General features: G+C 50.8%; 20 protein-coding genes. 5 read left to right on the forward strand and 15 right to left on the reverse strand.

Translation table 11 applies throughout. From position 1 onward, the window contains the following. Positions 1-45: 45 nt before the first annotated feature. A complete protein-coding gene (gene recR, locus ACYZZ0_RS09680) occupies positions 46-648 on the forward strand; it encodes a recombination mediator RecR (RefSeq protein WP_461536411.1) in 603 nt (200 codons plus the stop codon). Positions 649-887: 239 nt separating this feature from the next. Here the strand turns inward: recR and ACYZZ0_RS09685 are convergent, their stop codons facing one another. From ACYZZ0_RS09685 to ACYZZ0_RS09705, 5 genes are all read right to left on the reverse strand, one after another. Further along, complete coding sequence (locus tag ACYZZ0_RS09685; protein ID WP_461536412.1) at positions 888-1,508, reverse strand: peptidylprolyl isomerase; 621 nt, start codon at positions 1,506-1,508, stop codon at positions 888-890. Positions 1,509-1,557: 49 nt separating this feature from the next. After that, positions 1,558-2,046, reverse strand: coding sequence for a hypothetical protein (locus ACYZZ0_RS09690; RefSeq protein ID WP_461536413.1), 489 nt, complete (start codon positions 2,044-2,046; stop codon positions 1,558-1,560). 46 nt (positions 2,047-2,092) lie between these two features. Continuing rightward, on the reverse strand, positions 2,093-4,561 hold the full coding sequence (locus ACYZZ0_RS09695; protein ID WP_461536414.1) for a tyrosine-protein phosphatase: 2,469 nt from the start codon (positions 4,559-4,561) through the stop codon (positions 2,093-2,095). Between the two features lie 38 nt (positions 4,562-4,599). Beyond that, on the reverse strand, positions 4,600-6,063 hold the full coding sequence (locus tag ACYZZ0_RS09700; protein WP_461536415.1) for a hypothetical protein: 1,464 nt from the start codon (positions 6,061-6,063) through the stop codon (positions 4,600-4,602). A 180-nt stretch (positions 6,064-6,243) separates the two neighbouring features. Beyond that, the gene (locus tag ACYZZ0_RS09705; protein ID WP_461536416.1) at positions 6,244-6,813 is read right to left on the reverse strand and encodes a YecA/YgfB family protein; all 570 of its coding nucleotides are present in this window, start codon (positions 6,811-6,813) and stop codon (positions 6,244-6,246) included. A gap of 166 nt (positions 6,814-6,979) precedes the next feature. Between ACYZZ0_RS09705 and recQ the strand changes: the two genes are divergently transcribed. After that, complete coding sequence (recQ, locus tag ACYZZ0_RS09710) at positions 6,980-9,136, forward strand: DNA helicase RecQ (RefSeq protein WP_461536417.1); 2,157 nt, start codon at positions 6,980-6,982, stop codon at positions 9,134-9,136. A gap of 22 nt (positions 9,137-9,158) precedes the next feature. Here the strand turns inward: recQ and ACYZZ0_RS09715 are convergent, their stop codons facing one another. Then, positions 9,159-9,659 (reverse strand): SprT family zinc-dependent metalloprotease, encoded by a 501-nt coding sequence (locus tag ACYZZ0_RS09715; RefSeq protein ID WP_461536418.1) that lies wholly within the window; start codon positions 9,657-9,659, stop codon positions 9,159-9,161. 287 nt (positions 9,660-9,946) lie between these two features. Next, positions 9,947-10,549 (reverse strand): Yip1 family protein, encoded by a 603-nt coding sequence (locus tag ACYZZ0_RS09720; protein ID WP_461536419.1) that lies wholly within the window; start codon positions 10,547-10,549, stop codon positions 9,947-9,949. A gap of 178 nt (positions 10,550-10,727) precedes the next feature. Between ACYZZ0_RS09720 and ACYZZ0_RS09725 the strand changes: the two genes are divergently transcribed. Together ACYZZ0_RS09725 and ACYZZ0_RS09730 are read left to right on the forward strand one after the other, a co-directional pair. After that, positions 10,728-11,609 (forward strand): glucosaminidase domain-containing protein, encoded by an 882-nt coding sequence (locus tag ACYZZ0_RS09725; protein ID WP_461536420.1) that lies wholly within the window; start codon positions 10,728-10,730, stop codon positions 11,607-11,609. Positions 11,610-11,758: 149 nt separating this feature from the next. Then, on the forward strand, positions 11,759-12,637 hold the full coding sequence (locus ACYZZ0_RS09730) for a DUF547 domain-containing protein (protein ID WP_461536421.1): 879 nt from the start codon (positions 11,759-11,761) through the stop codon (positions 12,635-12,637). A gap of 29 nt (positions 12,638-12,666) precedes the next feature. Here ACYZZ0_RS09730 and ttcA read toward each other — a convergent pair whose 3' ends face one another. Continuing rightward, positions 12,667-13,605 (reverse strand): tRNA 2-thiocytidine(32) synthetase TtcA, encoded by a 939-nt coding sequence (ttcA, locus tag ACYZZ0_RS09735; protein ID WP_461536422.1) that lies wholly within the window; start codon positions 13,603-13,605, stop codon positions 12,667-12,669. A gap of 222 nt (positions 13,606-13,827) precedes the next feature. Between ttcA and ACYZZ0_RS09740 the strand changes: the two genes are divergently transcribed. Then, on the forward strand, positions 13,828-14,154 hold the full coding sequence (locus ACYZZ0_RS09740) for a TraR/DksA family transcriptional regulator (RefSeq protein ID WP_461536423.1): 327 nt from the start codon (positions 13,828-13,830) through the stop codon (positions 14,152-14,154). A 7-nt stretch (positions 14,155-14,161) separates the two neighbouring features. On the opposite strand, the gene ACYZZ0_RS09745 is transcribed toward ACYZZ0_RS09740, so the two are convergent. The 7 genes from ACYZZ0_RS09745 to ACYZZ0_RS09775 form a co-directional block, all read right to left on the reverse strand. Continuing rightward, positions 14,162-14,704 (reverse strand): hypothetical protein, encoded by a 543-nt coding sequence (locus ACYZZ0_RS09745; protein WP_461536424.1) that lies wholly within the window; start codon positions 14,702-14,704, stop codon positions 14,162-14,164. 186 nt (positions 14,705-14,890) lie between these two features. Continuing rightward, positions 14,891-15,682 (reverse strand): fumarate/nitrate reduction transcriptional regulator Fnr, encoded by a 792-nt coding sequence (gene fnr / locus ACYZZ0_RS09750; protein WP_461536425.1) that lies wholly within the window; start codon positions 15,680-15,682, stop codon positions 14,891-14,893. A 310-nt stretch (positions 15,683-15,992) separates the two neighbouring features. Next, the gene (gene hemN / locus ACYZZ0_RS09755) at positions 15,993-17,378 is read right to left on the reverse strand and encodes an oxygen-independent coproporphyrinogen III oxidase (protein WP_461536426.1); all 1,386 of its coding nucleotides are present in this window, start codon (positions 17,376-17,378) and stop codon (positions 15,993-15,995) included. A 354-nt stretch (positions 17,379-17,732) separates the two neighbouring features. After that, positions 17,733-18,422, reverse strand: a complete 690-nt coding sequence (locus ACYZZ0_RS09760) for a sulfite exporter TauE/SafE family protein (RefSeq protein ID WP_461536427.1) — start codon at positions 18,420-18,422, stop codon at positions 17,733-17,735. A 2-nt stretch (positions 18,423-18,424) separates the two neighbouring features. After that, entirely contained in the window at positions 18,425-18,634 is a 210-nt protein-coding gene (ccoS, locus tag ACYZZ0_RS09765) for a cbb3-type cytochrome oxidase assembly protein CcoS (RefSeq protein ID WP_461536428.1), read from the reverse strand. Next, on the reverse strand, positions 18,631-21,138 hold the full coding sequence (locus tag ACYZZ0_RS09770; RefSeq protein WP_461536429.1) for a heavy metal translocating P-type ATPase: 2,508 nt from the start codon (positions 21,136-21,138) through the stop codon (positions 18,631-18,633). The genes ccoS and ACYZZ0_RS09770 overlap by 4 nt, the downstream gene beginning before the upstream one ends. After that, positions 21,135-21,704 carry a FixH family protein gene (locus ACYZZ0_RS09775; protein ID WP_461536430.1) on the reverse strand — a complete coding sequence of 190 codons (570 nt, stop codon included), beginning with the start codon at positions 21,702-21,704 and terminating at the stop codon, positions 21,135-21,137. Before ACYZZ0_RS09775 ends, ACYZZ0_RS09770 begins: the two co-directional genes overlap by 4 nt. Between the last annotated feature and the right edge of the window lie 64 nt (positions 21,705-21,768).

The following is a 21,768-nucleotide window of genomic DNA, read 5'->3' on the forward strand; positions in this document are numbered from 1 at the left end:
GTAAAACGGAACTCACACGGAACTAGACCGGAACGATATCGAACTATGTCATTCAGCCCGCTGATCAGGGAATTGATGGATGCACTGCGCTGCCTGCCGGGGATTGGTCCCAAGTCGGCCCAGCGGATGGCACTTCATTTACTGGAACGTGACCGCAGTGGCGGTCAGAGTCTGGCCAGAGCCCTGGACCGGGCAATGGACGGCGTAGGTTACTGCAGCCGTTGTCGAACGCTGTGTGAAACGGATGTCTGTAATATCTGTTCCAGTGACAAGCGTAACGCTACTCAGCTGTGTGTGGTGGAAACCCCGGTTGATGTGCTCGCGATTGAACAGACGGCTGGTTACGACGGCCTTTACTTTGTGTTGATGGGGCATCTGTCACCACTGGACGGTATCGGCCCTTCGGATATCGGTGTTGATTCACTGATAGACAGGGTACGGGCGAGTAAGGTGAAAGAGCTTATTCTGGCTACCAACCCGACAGTGGAAGGTGAAGCGACAGCGCACTATATCGCCGAGCAGCTGCGTAACGATGCGGTAGATGTGACCCGTATCGCTCACGGCGTACCGTTAGGCGGTGAGCTGGAGTTTGTGGATGGTGGCACGCTGAGCCATGCCTTTGCCGGACGTCGTCAGTTCAGTGACTGAGTCCTGAGGTTATCTTCAGACCTAAGAGCCTGTTCACAATCTTATCGTGGGCTGCAAATGCCGATAAAAACCTCAGGTGCTCCGCTTTTCCTCGTTACATAGCACCACTATGCGCCTCGAAAAATCGAAGCACCTGAGGTTTTTCTCAACATTTTCGCTATCCACGAAAGATCATGAACAGGCTCTAAACAAAAAGCCGCTCTGATTCAGGGCGGCTTTTTGCTTTCTGGCGAAGAATCTTATCCGCCCTGAGCCGGGGCTTTGGCTTTTTCTTCCGGCTTAATAACCTGTGCTTTTTTGATCAGGATATCCTGCTCTGGTACATCACGATAAAAGCCGAGGGTCTTGGTGGGTGTTGCGGCAATCTTGTCCAGTACCGGCAGGCCTTCAACCACTTTACCAAATACGGCGTAACCGGCGCTGCGGGAGCTGTAATCCAGGTTCGGATTATCAACTTCGTTGATAAAGAACTGGGCAGTAGCACTGTCCGGGTTATTGGTGCGTGCCATGGACAGAGTGCCGCGTTCGTTCTTCAGACCATTGTTGGCTTCGTTCTTGATAGGTGCTTTGGTGTCTTTCTTCTTCATGCCCGGTTCAAAGCCGCCGGTTTGAACCATAAAGCCTCTGATAACCCGGTGGAACACAACACCGTCGTAGTATCCGCTGTTCACATAATCCAGAAAGTTCTTCACAGTGATGGGCGCTTTGGCCGGGTAAAGTTCTACCACCATCTTGCCGGCAGAGGTATCCAGTTCAACACGGGGCAGGGCAGTAGCATCAGGTGCGGTCGCGGCATTGACGTGCAGGGTTAGCAGCAGGGTGGCAAAAGCCGTCAGGCAACGGAGCCAGATTGACTTCATAGCGATATCCTTGAACAGATTATAAATATAGAAAGTAACAAGCCGGCTGCTAACGAGGTTCCAGTGCGAGGTGACTGGTATCCGGAGGGGGCGGTGCCGGCGTCTGATTCTGTTCCACAATATAACCCTGTTGTGGTGAGATATCGAGATGGCCGGTGTCGGGTTCTATAAAATGTGCGGGTTTGGGTTCGCCAATGGATGTGCCTGGGGGCATCACTTCCCAATCAGGGGTTGGTTGTTGAGTACTGGGTGAATGCCCTTGGTTACTTGATTTAGTGATATCTTTTACGGCTGATTTTGCTCTGGGGCGCTGAAACTGGATTTTAGACATAACTCCAGCTTTCAGCAGAGCTGTTTTGTATTTTTCTGCGGTTTGTTTGTCCAGATTGTGTTTAAGAACAACAGGCTGTCCGGATAACATACTCTCAACTTTTTTGGCCGTTGCCTTGAACAACTTCTGTAACCGCTGGCTGGCCTGCTGGAGAGATACGCCATCGCATAACTGCCCATTGAGTATTACAGAATATTGTTCAGGCATGGTTATAAAACCTGCTTAATGTGACAGCTGAGAATACTGCATCAAGTTAATTGCCGGTGACAATTCCAGATTCCCAGAAAACATTGCTAACGGCTGACGCAGCTCCAGGGATACGCTGTCTTGCGGCAATTTCATTGATATAACTTGCAGCTTCGCCTATTGCTGAACTCCAGTCATCATCTTCCAGCCTCCAGGGGTTGCGTTGTACCTCATTAGCAAATTCCTGTGCCAGCTGTTGCAAACCGTATGCATCAAGCCGGGCTACGTCACGGTGGAAATCTTCAATGGTGTTGTAAGGCGTAGCTGTTTCGCTGTTGCTGCCAAAGAATTTTTGCGCCATAACATCTGGGCTGATTTTGGGTTGTTGTGACGCCCTTAATAATTGTTCACCTGAAATACCCTGTGTACTGGACTGGGTAACAGGCTGGCTTCTGGATGTCGGTGCAGGACTACTTGAATTCAGAATACTTAGTCCTTGAGTCAGCAGTAATTTGAGCTGCTGGGGGCTTTGAACAAACTGTTCTCCACGCTGTTTGCGTCCCTCGTAAACCAGCTCGGTTGTTTTGGTAAAGAGGTTTTCACGGGTAATTTCTCCGGACGCGATTCCCTTTTTGAGTTGATCAAGAACGATGAATGTTCCGGTTCTGCCCACACCGGCCTTACAGTGGACACATACCTTTCCTGTTTTAGGATGCTGCTCTATCGCAGTATTAAATCGTTGGAAAGCTTCGAGATTCTTTCCGGAAGGAACACCGTGATCTGGCCATTTGTGGAAGTGGAAAATCTTGACCTCTTTGGCTGGTCGGGAGGATAAGTTGGCATATCCATTGGACTTGTCACCACCCAGCTGCAGGGTTATGACGTCATAATCCGCTCCCGCCTCAATGTGCTTGGTTGTGACTTTCATGCCACCTTCAACATAAAAGCTTTTTCCCTCTGCCGGCCAGTATTTGACTTCCAGACTTTTTCCGCCGGCACCTTTGAGATCTTTGTTATTCGTCAGATTCACTACAGTATTAGTACCCTGCTCATAGAACATGTTGAAAGTGAGGTCTCTTGAGCGTGGATTTCCTGCCTCACTTGTGTTCATGACACCTTGCAGGGCAATGAAGTCTCCGACGTAGTTGGCGTTGATGGCTTCCTCTTCACCCTTTGGGCCAACTAAAACTTCAGATGCCTTGGGAGGCAGAATATTCCGGAAGCGTAACCCACCGGAAATAGTAGTTGCGTTGTGCAGGTCTTTCGCACTGTGAAGCTGTGCGCTTGCTGTTCTAAGGTCAGTAAATAGTTGGTCACTATTCTGATTGATTGATTCCTGCGATGCTGTTTCCTGAGGAACTTTACTTGCAAGTTGTTCTGGTAAACGGGGTGTTGTCTGCTGCCGGGGTGCTGGTACAGCGTTTTGAGTTGACTGTGAGCTTGCGTAGCGAATCTGGTGGATCTCTCTCAACCCATCAGCCAGTAATGGAACGTCAATGCTGCTGTAGTAGCTGATTTTATCTTGAACTGCCTGTTCTTTATTGACGATGCCGGGATCGTTGTAAATTTCATCAAGCTTTTGTTCTGCAAGCTTATTGTGAGTCAGTTTTGCTGCTGCATTAAACGTTGGCTCTGTTATCCGGCCACTTTTCAGCAGACTAGAGAGTTCGGTATTAAGCTCTTTCACTGAAGTTTGGTCGCTACCTAATGAGCGTAGCTGGGCTTGAAGGCCAACGACGCTTGGACGTTTAGTAGCTGTTAGGCCTTTAAGAGCTAGAGGGCTCAGGTTTGTTTTTTGCGGTTGTGGTGTTTCAGACCTGGTCGTATCAACCTTTCTCTGGGGTTGTGGTGACCTTCTGTGTTGTGGGACAGGTGGAGCGTCGACAGTTGGCAGATGTTGATCCAGTAATTGTGAAACCTGATCACTAAAAGGAGTATGTTGATATTCGAGTTTTAGATGAGCTGCCTGTCTTAGTAGCTGGTCTGGTGACAATGGTTGTTTCAGTAGCGCATTAACCTTGTGTTCAGCTACTTTCCCCTGAATCAGATTTGTAGCTTGACGCCAGACTTGGGGGTCAAGGTCGCTCTCGAATGCTTTATCGGCCAGACTTTCATAAAATTGCTCTACTGAGTGAGCATTCTTGGAGGTGCTCAGATATTTCTCTAAATATTGAAGACTCGGGGAATTATCTGAATCACCTTGCAGCTGCTGTAGCGCCCGATCGGCAGGGCTCAGGATCGCGGCGTATGCTTGGCCGGTTGTCGGTGCCGGCTGGTGTAACACGCGAATGGGAGAAGTTTCTTTAGAAACCTTGTATTGTTCAAGGGGCTTGGACTCTTGCTGTCGAGCTGCCGCGGCTCCTTTTTTGTTAGGGCTATAGCTTTTTTTAGGGCTGAAAAAGGATACGAAGCGCTGCTTCCAGCTTTTTGTGGCTTTTGGAGATGCCTCTGATTCCTGGTTCTTGCTTGCAATTTCAGCCAGTGGGGTTTTAATTCCGCCCCTGTAGCCTCCAACTCCACCTGGTCCGCCGCCCATTGTTTTGCTCCTGCTTTAATTTGCTTCCTGGTTCTATGTTACTGCCGGTCTTTTTTAGGTCCGGATGCGATTGTCCGGCGGGGAGTATCATAGTGATTTTCCAGTTTCTGCTTATCTATATCCAGTTGTAGCGCATCACGATTTGCATAATCAGTACTAGGGTTGTAGTCACTGAATTTCTCTGGATTTTGGTTCAAATCATCCAAAGTAGAGGGGTTCTCATATGTTCGTTCTTCTGAGGACTGTTTTCTGAGAACACTTCCTACTGGCTTCATTTGTTCGTAGGGACTGTCTTCAGGGCGAACCATGGTTTCTTGTACCAGGCGCTGGTAAATAGGCGTGTTTGAGGGCAGAGGCCTCACTGGTTTGTCATAGATAACATCTGAAAAATCAGGTGGTGGCGGAGGGGCAGGAATTGTCGGGGCAGGACTGTGAGTAGTCAGTGTCCCCTCTGTAATCGATCTTTGCTTGAAAGATATTCCTGAGTCGAGCTTAATACCAGCCCTGTCTATACGTCGACTGTGCTTGTTAAGTAATTTATCCACTTGTTGCTTGAGAAAGTCGGCCTGTTGCTCGAGTGAAGCCCCCTTTCTTTGGAGCTTTGCATGTTTTTTCTGCAACCGATTGATCGCAAAACGTACTCGCCAGGCGGTATGCTTGGCTTTCAGTTTAACTTTCAGCTCGTTAAGTGTTTGTCTTGCTTCCGTGATTTCCCGGGTGAATTTTGCAATCTGCTCGCGCTCAGCTCTGGGCACAAAGTTTTCAGGGATGGTGTCATAAACTTTATCTTCCTCAACCTGAGGTTCTGTATCAAATGGTTCTGGAGGTTCAACAAACTCCAGTTCATCACTGAAATTAACTTTTCTGGTCTCTTTTGCCTCGGGTGTTGGTGGCTGCGGAGCCGGGTGATCAGGCGGATTCGATGTGGTTTTCTTTAAAATTGACTTTTGAGTTGCTTCTGGTTGGGGTGTTATTCCCGCAGGAGCTGAATGGTGCCTTTGAGGCTGTGAAGGTTTGACCTTTTCAGAAAGCCACGCAGGTTTGGGTGGTGGTTCCGGTCTGGTCCCACGAGGCTTAACTGTTTCAACATTGGTTGGTTTTTGGCTGGAGACTGCGGTTGCTACTTCATTGGCAATTCGGGTAGCCCGCTGTTGTGCTTCTTTGGCTTCTTTCTTGTGCCCGGTTTCTTTTGGCTGAGCGAGAGTGTAGCTATCCTTGTTGCGAGTGAATATACCTTTAAAAGAGTCCCAACCTTTTGCGAGCCTCTTTCCAATGGAAACAGGGGGGCCCGAATGGCCTTCCGCCTGACGCTTGAAAGCGCTGACAAATTTTTTGCCTTCACTTTCCAGAGTCTGGGATTTGACGCTACGGGAAAAGGCTCGACCTTTTACTGGCTCTTGTTGCTCGAGCTGGTCTGGAGCTTTGTCAGTATCATTCGTCACTGACACTGACGATTGGTCGGTTGTGGTTGGCGTCGACGGTCTTATTGGATCAAGAGGCATACTGCATCTTCCCTGAGCGTATGAAATAGAAATGTCTACTTCATAGCATAGGACAAGGAGAGCGGCTGTATCCTCTAAAGTCGTTTCATTTTTTTAATCGAAATTAAAAAGTTATTTATTATTTCTTTTTTAATTAACAGCAGCACATTCTAAAGACTGTACTGCTGTTATCAGAGCGCATTACTGTGCTGAAGCTCTCATCAGCAGGTAAAGCTCGGTCACAACTTCCGGGATCTGGCAGCACATATCCTCAACCAGCTCCTTGTCCTTGTACATGGCCTTGAACTCGGGCTCATCATCGAACAGGCCGGAGGCCAGCATGATGGGCAGCAACAGTTCGCTGACTTCCTGTTCATTATCAGAGAACCAAGCCGGCTCATTGAGATAAACGGCTTCCATAAAGCCGAAGCTCCAGGCTCTCAGCTCCGATTCGTCCGGGTCTTTACCCAGAACCGGGTCGCAGGGCAGTTCGAGGGTTTCTTCCTCATTGATTTCACGGTCAATGCGGGCCAGCTGCTCCAGCAGGGCAGCTTCAACCTGTTGTTTTTGCTCCGGGCTTTCCCACTTGGGCTCGGTATTCAGCAGGCATTCCATCCATTGGGACTGAGGGACGTCTACCGGCGAAATAGACAGTGCTGTCATGAAACCATGAGCAGACAGGTAATCCAGTGCTTCTTCATCAACCCGGTCAGATAGCAGGAAATCTTCCAGAAAGGTTTCCAGATCGTGGGGTACTTCAGTGTGTTTCATCAGCAGGAACGCCACAGGAATAAAACGCTGATTGTACTGCGCAGTGCTTGCAGATCATAGTCTGATGCCTGATAACCGGAGTATTGGCAGGAATGGCGCGAGTTGTGACTGATTGTGAGTATAATAAAGGCCTCTTTCCCCTCTCTCAGTAATATGGATGCCGTATATGCCGGATGCAGCACTTGATGTTCTGCGTAATGTCTTTGGTTATGACTCTTTTCGTGGTCAGCAGCAGGCGATTATCCAGCGGCTGGTGGAAGGTGAGGATGCATTGGTACTGATGCCAACCGGGGGAGGTAAGTCCCTGTGTTACCAGATTCCGGCCAGAGTGCGTCCCGGCGTCGCTATTGTGGTCTCGCCGCTGATCGCTCTGATGCAGGATCAGGTAGAAAACCTCAATCAACTGGGCTTCAAGGCGGCATTTCTGAACTCTGCACTATCTGCGGGAGAGCAGCGGGAAATTGAATGGCAGCTGCAGCGGGGCGAGCTGGAACTGCTGTATATGGCACCGGAACGACTGCTGCAGGAAAGAACGCTGGTATTACTGCAGCAAATGCCAATATCGCTGTTTGCCATTGATGAAGCACACTGTGTATCCCAGTGGGGTCATGACTTTCGGCCTGAATACCGGCGTCTGCAGTTATTAAAAGAGCGCTTTCCTGATGTGCCCCGTATTGCTTTGACGGCGACAGCTGATGATCGCACCCGGCAGGAAATTATCAGCGGGCTGGGGCTCGAGCATGCAAAGGTCTATATCAGTAGCTTTGATCGGCCCAATATTTTTTATCGAATTACCCAGAAACAACAGGCTCGCAAGCAGTTACTGGATTTCATTCGGCGCTCCCATGCTGAGGATGCGGGTATTGTCTATTGCCTGTCCCGGCGCAAGGTGGAGGAAACCGCAGAATGGCTGAACACCCAGGGCTTCAGGGCACTCCCATATCATGCAGGGTTAACGACCGAGGAGAGAGCATCCAATCAACAGCGGTTCCTGAAAGAGGAAGGCGTAATTGTGGTGGCAACCATTGCCTTCGGAATGGGGATCGACAAACCGGATGTTCGCTTTGTGGCCCATCTGGATCTGCCAAGAAGTATTGAAGCTTACTATCAGGAAACCGGCCGGGCAGGGCGGGATGGATTACCGGCTGATGCCTGGATGGCTTACGGGCTACAGGATGTCATTCTGTTGCGCCAGCTTCGTGAACAGTCCGATTTGGATCCCCAGATCCGGCTTATAGAGCAGCAAAAGCTTGAAGCCATGCTGGCATTATGCGAAGTCACAGGCTGCCGCCGTCAGGCTTTGCTGGCTTATTTCGGAGAAACGCTGGAAGAACCATGCGGACACTGTGATCTGTGTGTTAATCCTGCCCCGGTATGGGACGGAACTCATGTTGCCCGTCAGGCGCTGTCCTGTGTCTATCGTACCGGGCAGATTTATGGTGTGGCTCATCTTTGTGATGTATTGCTGGGGAAAGAAACCGACAAGGTTGTCAGCGCCCGTCACAATCAGGTGTCGACCTTTGGTATTGGAAAAGAGCAAAACCTGAGCCAGTGGCGTTCAGTATTCCGCCAGCTGATTGCCAGAGGCTATCTCAACGTTGATGTTGACGGTCATGGCGGACTAAAGCTGAATGACAAGTGCCGCCCGCTGCTTCGTAATGAAGAAGTGTTAATGCTGCGGGAGGACAGGGGCAAGATCGCAGCAGTAAAAGAGAAGAAACAGTCGGCGGATATACCGGAAATTGAATCTGAAGAAGATCAGGCGCTTTGGAGCAACCTGCGTGAGCTTCGGCGAACACTGGCGCTTGAACAGGATGTCGCGCCCTATATGATCTTCAATGATAAAACTCTGAGGGAAATAGTGGCATTCAAGCCGACCTCTCAGGACGAGTTATTACGCCTTAATGGCGTCGGGCAGCATAAGCTGGAAATGTATGGAGATGCCTTCCTGAACCTGATTAATAATCAGAGTGATGAGGCTCGAATGGAGCGCCAGCGCCAAGACCGTGAAGAAATTGTAGTGCTGGTTCAGTCCGGCATGCATGTGGATATGATTGCTGCCCAGCGGGGAATTACCGAGAGCACCGTCTATGCCCATATGGCCGGCGCGATTCGTGATGGTGTTGCTGCGTTGCGTTCGCTGGTGGATATCAGACCGGATGATCTGTCCAGTATCCGCCAGCAGTTGGAGCAGTCCCGAGATGGCTCTACTATCAAAGCGATTCAGACGCAGTATGCAGACACTTATCCTCGGGGTGTACTGCGCTGTGTTATCGCGGATATTCAGTTACAGGCAAGGCTGAAAGAAGAATACCCAGCCTGACTCTCAAATGCTGTAAAGGCTGTCAGGTAGACTCTTTGTATTTGACAGCCTGACCACAGGATTGGCACAGGTAAACTGTTCCTCGCTTGATCCGGTTGTGTCGAATACCTGTCAGGGGAATCTCTCTTCCCGGGCAGGCACATTCATAGATATAGCTACGTCTTGTCGTATGACGTATATCGTAGGAGTGACAACGTTCGGCCGGTAAATTGAATACCTGCTGCATCACGTATTTCCATTCCTTGCCGTGGGGACGAATCCGGTCACCATATACCTCAGGTGCAATCAAATGTGCCACTTCATGGGCAACGGTCTGGTGAATAAAGTGATGTCTGTTTTCGCGCAACAAAACCGGATTCAGCCGAATCAGGTTTCTGGTGGGCCAGGCCTGCCCTGCCGCTTCACCTCTCAGGTCAAGCTGGATATCAGGCTGTTTGAACGTACGATGAAAGTATCTGTTTGCCTGTTCGAGCAGTGAGCTGACCCGTCGTTCTATCAGGAGTTTGTCGTTCAGGGTATTCATGTCAGCGCCCGTTGCTCAATTTAAGTGTTCACCAACAAATGTCGATTACCTGATTGGTTTTGGCAGGTAGCTTGTCCAGAGCACACATTTCTGAATCACAGCCTGCGGGGAAAACAGTCTATAAACTGTTATGAATCCTTGCCAGTCGCAGTGTTGCGTATTTTTAATGTGATTTGAAATATGAGTAAAGATTAGTATTGCTACTCATAGTAGAGGAAGGTTGTGAGGAATAGGGCACGGCCGTTTTGATTGAACGACCATGCCTGAGAGTTAGAGAGTATCCGGGGTTAGAGGTACTCTGGTCCGATATCCATGCCCCAGAAAATGACGGTAATTGCCAGCATGGCAACCATCATTACCAGACCGATGCACAGAATTGCACTGGCAAAGACAAAGCTTTTTTCCTTGGGTAGATCCATGAAAATGGGCAGCCCGCCATAAAGCAGCCAGACTGAGTAACTAACCGATCCGATACCGGCAATCATGGCCAGCCACAGCGATGGCCACAGGGCACTGATGCCGGCCAGAAAGATCGGGGTTGCAGTATAGGCACTGAACGCAATGCAATCAGACAACGCAGGCTTGCGGTCAAAGGTCTGTGCCAGCCACTGAATGTAGCCGCCCATAACTGCAACACCCACCATCATGGCGCACCAGGCCAGAACGCAAATGGTGAGAGCGCTGTCGGCGGTCAGGCGGTGTATCTCGCCACCACCCGGCAACGTCCAGCCGGTCATGGTGGTTCCGATATAGCCGCATACAGCCGGTATGGCCGCCAGTAGCAAAATATGGGATAAATACAGTTTGAAAATACTTGAGTGTTCCTCTCGGATACTATGCCACTCACGGTCGGGATGAGCCATCAGGCCCCAGACGTGGGAAAGGATCATGTGCGATGCCTCCTTTGCCGGCAGGACCCTCTTGAGGGTGAGACGACAGCAGTCGAGCCGGAGGGTTTAGTGTTATTATTATCGCGCTTACATTTTTCAGGAGCATTGCCAGTCCCTGGTAAATCAGCCCCTAAGATCAGACTATTTAAAAAAACCGATAATATCCAGCGGAGTGTGAATGCAACGATTTCTTTCTGTCACCACTTTTCTACTGTTTCTACTGATCTGCCTGCATTTCAGCCTGGGTGAAAAACCGGCAGAAAAACCGGAAAAAAAGGCTGAAGAGCCTGTTGTTGCTGAAATTGAGCGTGGTGAAACAGATACCGTAGAAGAGGTCGCGATCGATACCGGTGATCTGCCTAATTTTGGAGCGATCACGGACGTCAAAGAAAAGAAAGCGGCTTTTTTCGATTTCATGCGGCCTTTTGTTAATGCGGAAAACCGGCGGGTGATGTCTGATCGACGTCGTATTATGGATATACAGGATGATCTGGCGGCAGAAGAAGACGACCTTGAGTGGGTACAGGCACTGGCCCGTCGCTACCGGATGTCACCGGACCGGGTCATGGATGAATCCTGGTTTGATGATCTGCTGATGCGGGTTGATCAGCTGCCAGTATCTATGGTGCTGGCGCAGTCTGCCAATGAATCAGCCTGGGGTACCTCTCGCTTTGCCCGTCTGGGCAACAATATGTTTGGTCAATGGTGTTTTTCCAAAGGTTGCGGCATTGTGCCTTCCGGCCGTCCTGAAGGAGAAACCTATGAAGTACGTAAATTCGACTCTGTCGGGGACTCGGTTTCAGCCTACTTCCTGAATATCAACACACATCCGGGCTACCAGGGATTGCGAGAACTGCGAAGCAATGGTCGGGACAATCAGATATTTATTTCCGGCCTCTATCTGGCTCCCGGGCTGCATGTCTACTCTGAGAGAGGTGCGGAGTATGTTGATGAGATCAGTGCGATGATTCGAGTTAATGATCTGGTTCGTTATGATGCACCCATTGCAACGGCCGAGGCTGCGGAACCGAAAGAGTGGCTGGATCGCTCGTCGTCCTGAGTTTCCTTCCAGATTGCTCCGGTTTGAGGTGAACGGAGCTTTTACAGGCCTGCCATTGCTGTAATAGTATAAAACTGTTTCAGCAATGGCAGGCCTGAGGTAAGCGGGCCTGATAATACGCTTGCCATCATCGCAAGAGATGGTCGTTCATGTCCGTGATAATAAAAAACAGCTGGCGGGTTATTGTCGGGTTTTGCTTGTTGCTGTCTTTTCAGTTGCAGGCTGCTCCTTCCAGCGAATACTGGTCACTCTGGGATCAGAGTGACGAGAAATCAACTGCAACAATCAACCATTCCCTGTGGCAAGAACTGCTGGATGACTATCTGGAAGATGTTGCTGATGGCCATTACCGGGTTTTTGACTATCGTGCTGTCACCGGAGCTGACCGCAAGCTGCTGGATGACTATCTGACCCAACTTCAGAGTCTGGATCCACGCAAATATCGCAAGGCAGAGCAGTTTGCTTACTGGGTCAATCTCTACAATGCCCGCACTGTCGCCCATATTCTTGATCACTACCCGGTAGGTTCAATTACCAAAACCGGCAGTGGCTGGTTCAGCTTTGGACCATGGAATGATTCGCTGCTCAAAATTGCCGGCCAAAAGCTGACGTTAAATGATGTAGAACACAGAATTCTGCGCCCCTTGTGGCAGGATAAACGTATTCACTATGTTGTGAACTGTGCCAGCCTGGGTTGCCCGGATCTTCCGCTGCAGGCTTTGACAGCAGCCAATGCTGAGGCCCAGCTTGAAGCAGCAGCCAGTCGCTTTATCAATCAGCCGAAGGGTGTCAGCTTTGCAGATGGTCGCCTGATGCTGTCACGTATCTTTGAATGGTATGCGGATGACTTTGGTAGTAGCCGGCAGGATCTGCAACAACATCTGGCGCAGTATCTGCAGCCGGAGCACAAAGCAAGAATGCTGAAATATGGCGGCCCGCTGGAATATCAGTATGACTGGAAACTGAATGAGCCGGACAAGTCCCTCTGGAAAGAACCAGAGGGGCAGGGCAATGAGGATCAGGAGTAAACCAGAGGAAAAAGGTTTACTCCCAAGCTTCAGCCGGCAAACTGAACAATATTGACCGGCTGGGCTTCGGTCTCATCGTCATCCAGTTCTTCGGCAGATGGCTGCCAGCTGATTTCCGGAGCATCAAAGGCGGTATCACCATCTTCTACCGGTGAGCCGGTCGCTTTCAGGTTGACGAAATCAAACAGATTGGTGTCAGCCAGATGGGACGGAGCCACATTGGTCACCGCTTTGAACATGCTTTCGATACGACCCGGGAAGCGCTTGTCCCACTCGGTCAGCATCTGTTTGATGGCCTGACGCTGCAGGTTTTCCTGTGAACCGCAGAGGTTGCAGGGAATGATCGGGAATGCTTTCTGGTCAGCAAACTTGATGATGTCCTTTTCGCGGCAGTATGCCAGTGGTCGAATGACCACATGCTTGCCGTCGTCACTGACCAGTTTGGGTGGCATACTCTTTAACTTGCCACCATAGAACATGTTCAGGAACAGGGTTTCCAGAATATCTTCCCGATGGTGACCCAGTGCGATTTTGGTGGCACCCAGTTCTGAAGCAGTGCGATAGAGGATACCCCGGCGCAGGCGGGAGCACAGCGCGCAGGTGGTTTTACCTTCCGGCACCTTTTCCTTGACGATGCTGTAGGTGTCCTCTTCAACAATACGGTAGTCAACACCGATGGACTTCAGATAGTCCGGCAGAATGTGCTCGGGGAAACCGGGCTGCTTCTGGTCCAGGTTGACTGCTGTGACCTTGAAATTAACCGGTGCGTATTGCTGAAGATTCATCAGAATATCCAGCATGGCATAGCTGTCTTTACCACCGGACAGGCAAACCATGATGTGGTCGCCGTCTTCAATCATATTGAAGTCGGCAATGGCCCGACCTACGTTGCGTCGCAGGCGCTTTTGCAGTTTGTTGAAATCGGCTTTTTTGCCTTTTGAAAGCGTCGGGTTTTCAGTATTCGTCATGTAGGGGACCGTATCCTGGAAGCCTTTCCAGACCTGCAGGTGAAGCTGTTGTCATGATTGGGTTTGGGGCCATTATAAACAATTGCAGCTGCAGGGGCAGTTGCGGTGCGCCGTAGCCGGCATTCAGGGAGCGTTATGCGCTTTATGAATTTGTCTAGCGGAGGGGCGGCTACGACCTAAAATGCAAGGACGCTGCATGAAATGTAGAGGAAGAAAAATACAATGAGCCGTTTTGACAAATTTCAGCAGATCCTGACCAGCCGTCGTACTGAGCTGGAAACCCGGCTGGGTAAAATTACCCGGGATGTCAGCAAGAAGGCCAGTGCAGACTGGTCCGAGCAGGCCCAGGAGCGGGAAAACGATGAAGTGCTGGATGCGCTGGGCAATGAAACCGAACTGGAATTACGCCAGGTCGTTAAAGCGCTGGATCGCCTGAATGAGGGGGATTACGGGATCTGCGAGCGCTGCGGCGTTGATATTCCGGAAGCACGGCTCGAAATCATGCCCTATGCAGCGTTGTGCGTGAAATGTGCCAATGAAGCAAGCTGACCCGGCTTTAATGCTGCCAGGCCGTAATTTTGTGTGCACCAGTCTGACCCAGTGACTGAATCTGGGTCTCTTCCAGAATCAGGGTATGGTAATTGGCTACAAAGGCTTCAACTGTACCGTGGGCGTGACTGTGATAGTGGCGATGCCAGTAGCGCCCCAACAGGTTCAGATCTTCCGCAGCCTGTGCCGGTAGCGGGTGCCCGGTTCTCAGATAAATCACCCAGGCAATGGCGGTGGCATAGGACAGGTTAGTGGCTAGCTCCAGGTGGGGGTGAGCCAGAAATTCCCGCTGGCTGGCCAATCCCCTGATCTTGCTTGCCAATTCCGGATCCTGAGCCAGATATTTATCCCATACATTTTTATGCATTCGGGGGCTGATCTGATAGATACCCAACGCCCTGTGGTTGGCCTGTTTGAGATGAAAGCCGAGACCGGATTCCTGGGCTGCTGTACCCAGAAGCAGGTTTTCAGCGGCTTGGCTCCATTGTCCCAGGTGGCGCAGGGTTGGTCTTACTACGTAACGGCGAAGCTCGTCGGCACAAATGCCCATGACAGATTCCGTTCTTTGAGAAGATCGTTGTGTGGGATCGTTCTGATCACAGTTAGAAACAACTATCGGCCTGCCAGAATTCAACTGTAGCCAGATAAAAGAAAGGAGTGCTAAAGCAGGGAATGGTGTGGGTAGGATTATTCCTGCCAGCACCGGATTATTCAGCGCTGGCAGGTAGCAAGAAGCTTAGTGAACTGAAGTCAGTTCGATCTGATCGCGGGCTTTGCCACCGGCCATACGGCTCAGGGCCTGCGGATCAAGGATTTCGATTTCCTTGCCGACCGCATGAATCAGATCCTGCTTCTGGAAGCGGGTAAATACCCGGCTCACAGTCTCAACTGCCAGTCCGAGATAGTTGCCCATTTCATTACGGGACATGGACAGGCGGAAAGACTGGGAAGAAAAACCGCGACGACGGAAGCGGGATGCCAGGTTCACCAGGAAGGTGGCAATCCGTTCGTCAGCGTTTTTCTTGCTGAGCAGCAGCATCATCTGCTGATCATCACGAATTTCCTTGCTCATCACACACATCAGCTGGCGACGCAGTTGAGGGTGTTCTAAAGCCAGTTCTTCCAGCTTGTCGAATGGAATCTCACACACCATGGTGGTTTCCATTGCCTGGGCTGATACCGGGTAGTGATCGGTATCCATGCCGCTCAGGCCTACCAGCTCGCTGGGAAGATGGAAGCCGGTAATCTGTTCTTCACCTTCATTAGTAGAGGTGTAGGTTTTCAGGGAACCGGAACGTACGGCAAACACCGAAGTGAAAGCATCACCTTCAAGAAAAAGGTGTTCACCCTTTTTCAATGGACGACCACGTTTGATTATATGGTCGAGATTGATGATGTCTTCCTCAAAGCGCAGTGCCGTGGGCAGGCACAATGGGCTCAGGCTGCAGTCCTTGCAGGAAACATTCGTACATTGACGGACGTTGGCCTGTCTGACTGGTGTTTGGCGGAGGTTCAGTTTGGATGTCATCAAAAGAGGCCTCTCAAACAGTCATACCCAGGTACCTTGCTTTCTTCTTCGAAAGATAAGAGTCGCTGGTATGGCTAAAAAGCTCATATTGCTCAAGGTAAACGGTAGCTGTCATCGATTTACACTTCGTTTACCCGGTAGTCGCTAATACGCCGGCGAAATCATCAATAAAACGTGATGGAACGCACGGTGTTAGCGGCTTTCGAGTCGATTGAGGCCATTCTATGCGAATGAACCACAATCTGTAAGATGGTAATGACCGAAGTCAATGTTTACAGATTGTGGTAAGAATCTCAGGTTATATTGTGTGCTAAATAACCCGGGAGTATCTGTTTTTGTGTGTTTTTTTGTTCAGGTGGGCATCAAACAACATGCAGATATTGCGGATTAACAGTCTGCCTGCCGGGAGTACTGATATTTTGTTGTTAGAAAATGTCAGCAAACCGTCAGCTTGCATCTGCTCTAATGCCGGTATTGTGTCAGCAAAATAGGCATAAAAGTCGATTAAAAAGCTGCTTTCAATGCCTGATATATCAAGCTTGAAGTGACAGATCAGTTCGTTAATCACCTGCTGGCGCAAATGATCGTCGTCGGTCATCTGCAGTCCACGGTAGTATGCCAACCGGTCGCCGTCGATGGCTTCCATATAAGGCTCCATTCGTACCGGGTTCTGGACATAGCAACCGTCAACCTTGCCAATGGACGACACACCCAAACCAATCAGGTCGCAGTGACTGTGAGTGGTATAACCCTGGAAGTTACGATGCAGGGTCCCGTTTTCCTGAGCCATGGCCAGTTCATCATCCGGCAGGGCGAAGTGATCCATGCCAATGTAAACATAACCGGCCTGCTGCAGGCGGGTGGTGGTCTGTTCCAGAATCTTCAGTTTTTCTTCCGGTGAAGGCAGGTCGGCTTCATTGATGCGACGTTGGGGTTTGAAGCGTTCCGGCAGGTGCGCATAGTTGAAGACCGAAATACGGTCCGGACGCATTTCAATCACCGTGTCGACTGTTTTCAGAAATGACTCGCAATTCTGATGCGGCAGGCCATAGATCAGATCCATATTGATGGAACGGAAGCACATGGTGCGTGCGGCATCCAGAATGGACTGGGTCATTTCCTGACTCTGGATCCGGTTGATTGCTTTCTGAACCTTGATATCAAAGTCCTGAACACCAAGACTGATCCGGTTAAAGCCCAGATCACGCAGGTGGCAGATGGTACCCCAATCGGCTTCACGGGGATCAATCTCGATTGAGAAGTCTGAAGAGCGACCATCAGCCAGGCTAAAATGCTTGCCGATATGATCCATCAGGTTCTGCATCTGTTCCGGAGACAGAAACGTCGGTGTGCCACCGCCAAAGTGCAGCTGCTCAACAACCTGATCGCGGCTGAACAGGCGGGACTGCATCTCGATCTCTTTATACAGATGCTGCAGATAGGGTTCTGCCTGCTCCCGGCGTTTGGTAATAATTTTGTTACAAGCGCAGTAGTAACATATGGTGGAGCAGAACGGGATGTGAATATAAAGCGACAAAGGACTGTTTTTGTCGCGACTGCGGGCAGCTGCCTCTATATAGGCATCCGGCCCCAAATCTTCGGTAAACTGGACAGCTGTCGGGTATGAGGTATAGCGTGGTCCCGCCGTGTCATAGCGTTTGATCAGCTCTTTATCCCAAATCAGCTCATTCGTCATGGTGAAAACCTGTTCCAAGCCTTATCGTTATACTAGTACCCATGACGGGCAGTGATTGTGCTTTTCTGAAATCCTTTCTTATTCAACTAAATGAAAAACTATTACATTCAGAAAAGGCGCTGACAGTTTATAAATAAAGCCAAACACGCGTCTTGATATGTATCAACACGTACGCCATGGTCTTTATTAACTGTTAAAATAATCGGTTTTGATGCTGTAAGTCAGTTTTCGGCATCAGTATGCCAAAGTGACTACTAAATTACTGTAGGCGCATAAAAATTTATTTAGGCAATATCAGGACGATATATGCCAGAACTCAGCTTTTTTTGTATAAAAGCTTTTATATAGCTGCTGCTACATGAAAAATGCCTGATGCGGCCCCGGAATTGTCCATAACCCACATCCGATGACGATCAGTGCGGCTGTCGTGCGCACCTGACGTTTCTGCATAATCGAGGTCAGTTGGCTCGCCAGCATGCCTGTGAGTAATAGTGATGGCAGTGTGCCGAGGCCGAAGAAAGCCATCAGTATACCGGACTGCAAGCCATCCCCTGAAGATGCGCTCCAAATCAACGTGCTGTATACCAGTCCGCACGGAAGCCAGCCCCAGAGTCCACCCAGTAGCAGTGCCTGCAGCGGGTTCTTGGCGGGAAGCAAGCGGGAAGCCATTGGCTGAACCTGTTTCCATAATATGCCGCCAGCCTGTTCCAGCCGGGTCAGGATTCGCCACCAACCGCCTATATAGAGCCCCATAAACACCAGCATCAACCCGGCCAGCCAGCGCAATGCTATCGCGCCGGCAGGGTTGGAAGCTGCCAGCCAGCCAAATGAGCCAACAAGGCTACCGGCTACTGCATAGCTGAAGATGCGTCCGGTATTGTAGGCCAGCAGCATGGGTAATACTGCTGCCGAACGATGCTGGCCGGAAGGCATGCCGGCTCCGAGTGCAGTGGTAATGCCTCCGCACATGCCGATGCAATGGGCACTGCCCAGTAAGCCAAGGGAAAAGGCTGTGACAGCCTGGGCAACTTCAGGCAGTGGCATCGTCAGGATTTGTCCGTGTTACGGCTATTGTCGTTTGGTTGCTTGCCATATTCAGAGGCCAGGCTGGCCTCTTCATCATCATCGTACAGGATGCTGTAAGCTGGTCCTTCCAGGTCATCAAACTGACCATTGTCCACTGCCTTGAACAGTACCCAGACGGCAACCGCAACAAATACGACAGCAACAGGGATCAGAATAAAAAGACTATTCACGAAGCAACTCCACGAGGTGATTGCTGCAGTACCGGATCCTGATGAGTGTCTTTGTCAGCGCTTTGCTTGACTGGCATGCGGGAAAGGCGTGAGGCGTTGCCCACTACAATCAGGGAGCTGGTTGCCATGCCGATGGCGGCCATCCAGGGTGCAATCCAGCCTGCGGCTGCCAGCGGAAGAGCCAGCAAATTATACAGCAGAGCCCAACCCAGATTCTGGCGAATGATATGACGAGTCTGACGGGCAATACCTAAAGCTGTACTGATATGCGTCAAACCGCCCTGCATTAATACCGCATCGGCACTGGTTCTGGCCAGATCAGTTGCCTCTCCCATCGCAAGAGATATGTCGGCGCGGGCGAGTACCGGGACATCATTAATACCGTCGCCGACCATTAATACCCGGGCACCGCCTTCCTGCAGTTTGCTGACTCGCTGCATTTTCTGATCGGGAGACATAGCACCTTGATAACGGTCGATGCCCAGCTTTTCAGCCATAGCCGCGACCACAGGTTCCCGGTCGCCGCTCAGTAACTCAACGTTTAGTCCCAGTTGTTGTAGCTGCTTTACCAGTCCTGGTGCTTCAGGGCGAAGCTGGTCATCCAGCCTGAACCAGCAGATTGGATTCTGCTGTTCAGCCAGCAGTAACCACTGACCTTCATTTTCAGGAGGTGACAGGTTTTGGCCAGACGGTTTTTGGCCAGGTACTGCAAACTCGGGTTTGCCAATCCGGTACTGTCTGCCATCGATAACACCTTCCAGCCCCTCTCCGGTAAAGGTTTTAACCTGGTCAGCCTGTAGCTGAATTTTGGCATCAAAGGCGCGGGCAATCGGGTGTTCTGAATGCTGCTCTAGTGCGGAAGCAATATTCATCAGTTCAGTTTTTGTGAGATTGGTTCCGGAGCAGGGGTGAATCTCTTTCAGTGTCAGCTGGCCAGCTGTCAGCGTACCGGTTTTGTCAAAGACGACGTGGGTTACCTGATCCAGGGTTTCAAGTACATGCCCCCGGGTGACAAGCAGTCCTGCCTTTTGCAGTGTTCCGGTAGCGGCGGTCAATGCTGTCGGTGTGGCCAGTGACAGGGCGCAGGGGCAGGTTACTACCAATACCGATAGCGTAATCCAGAAGGCATGATCTGAACCAAGCCAGGTCCAGGCGCAGAAAACAACGACAGCGGTCAGTAGTACGGCGCCGACAAACCAGGATGCAATACGGTCGGCCAGTCCCGCAACCTGTGGTTTTTCTGCTGCAGCACGATTCAGCAGGCGGACAATGGTGGATATTCGGGTTTCTTGACCGGTCTGCCTGACTTCAAGCTCTATCGGTTGCTCGATATTGAGGCTGCCTGCCATAACCGTTTCGCCTTCACGGCGGGTGACCGGCATATATTCACCGGTCAGTGCAGACTCATTTACGCTGGTATGACCGCTCAGCAGAATACCGTCTGCCGGCATCGCCTCACCAACCAGTACTCTTACCTTGTCGCCCGGTTTCAGATCGCGTACCGGAACCCGGACAAACCGATCATCTTCAAACCGGAGACAGCTGGCAGGCATCAAGTTATGCAAGGTCTGGCCGGAACGGCTGGTACGGTGCCGGGCCCGCATTTCCAGAAAGCGTCCTAGCAACAGAAAGAAGGTAAACATGCTCACCGAGTCGTAATAGACTTCGCCGCCCCCCTGCCAGGTAGCCCACAGGCTGGCAATCCATGAACCGCCAATGGCGATGGCAACCGGTACATCCATACTCAGATGACGTACCTTGATATCACGCCAGGCGGCCTGAAAGAAGGGCGCTGCGGCATATATCACTACCGGTGTTGATACCAGAGCGCTGACCCAGCGGATCAGGCTCTGATACTGGGCCTCCATATCCTGTTGAATCGCGCCGGCATAAAGGGCGATGGCATACATCATGACCTGCATTGCACCGATACCGGCAACAGCAAGTCGTCGTATAGCCTGACGCTGTTCCTTGCGAAGCAGGTGTTCCTGATGATCCGAGCGCCAGGGATGAGGCTTATAGCCAATCTGGTGAACGGCGAGTAACAGCTTGCTTAAGCTGGTTGTTTCAGGATCCCAGCGTAGTTCCGCGCCGTGGGTACTGAGATTTACGCTGAAACTCTCAACCCCGGGTTGGGATGAAACATGATTTTCCAGCAGCCAGATACAGGCTGCACAGGTAATGCCTTCAATCAGCAGATTGGCTTCACGCAGGCCCTCGTCCTGAAGTGTGCGGACAAAATCTGCCTGAATATCGTCCCGATCCATCAGCTCAAGTTCTTGCAGCAGACGTTGATCCGGCTGCTGCTGTGAGGCGGGTTCGGTACGATACTGGTAATAATTGGTCAAGCCGCCCCCGGCAATAGCTTCGGCTACGGTCTTGCAGCCGGGACAGCACATCGGGCGATCTTCACCGTTAATCTGTGCGGTCCATACCCTGCCATCTTCGATCGGAAGATGGCAGTGGTAGCAATGGGAGTCGGAATGCGGGGCGGAATCACTCATAGGTGAGTATCCGGGGCAAGGGTGAAACTGTGTACTTCGTTTTCAGGATTTTCTTCGAACTGAACTTCCTGATCCAGTCGCCAGCCTTTGAGTGACTGTTCATGAGCCAGAACCTCTGCACCCTGCAGGGTTTCCAGCTGAATATAGCGGCGGCCGTAATGGGATTTGTTGAGTTGTCCGACATAGCTGCCGGTTGCACTCAGGCGCAGGGTGATTTCGTCATCCTGTCGAGCCAGAGTCGGAGACATGATGCGAAGCAACAGCTTGTCAGCCTGTTCCGGATTGTCACCACTCAGCCGGACATGTACTTCACCGGTCAGTCGATCCATGCTGACCACAGCTTTCAGATTCAGTTCGGCAGCGTTTTTGTCGCGGGCCAGATCGGCATTAATTGCACGTCCGGCTTTGTAGTAATTGTCTTTGACGACAGTGTCAGCTTGTTTCATGGAAACGCTGACCTGGACAAATCCCCAGGCAAATGTCACCAGCATGATGCCGATAATAAACCAGGGCCAGGGTTCCTTGTACCAGACAGAAACATCTTCGTCGCGCGGCTTTGCCGTCATTCTTTCACTACCTCGGGCTGTGCTGCAGCCTTTTTACCTGATTTTTGAGCCTGATACCAATCAG

Source organism: Spongorhabdus nitratireducens, from assembly GCA_947387575.1.
Lineage (GTDB): Bacteria > Pseudomonadota > Gammaproteobacteria > Pseudomonadales > Endozoicomonadaceae > CANDOC01.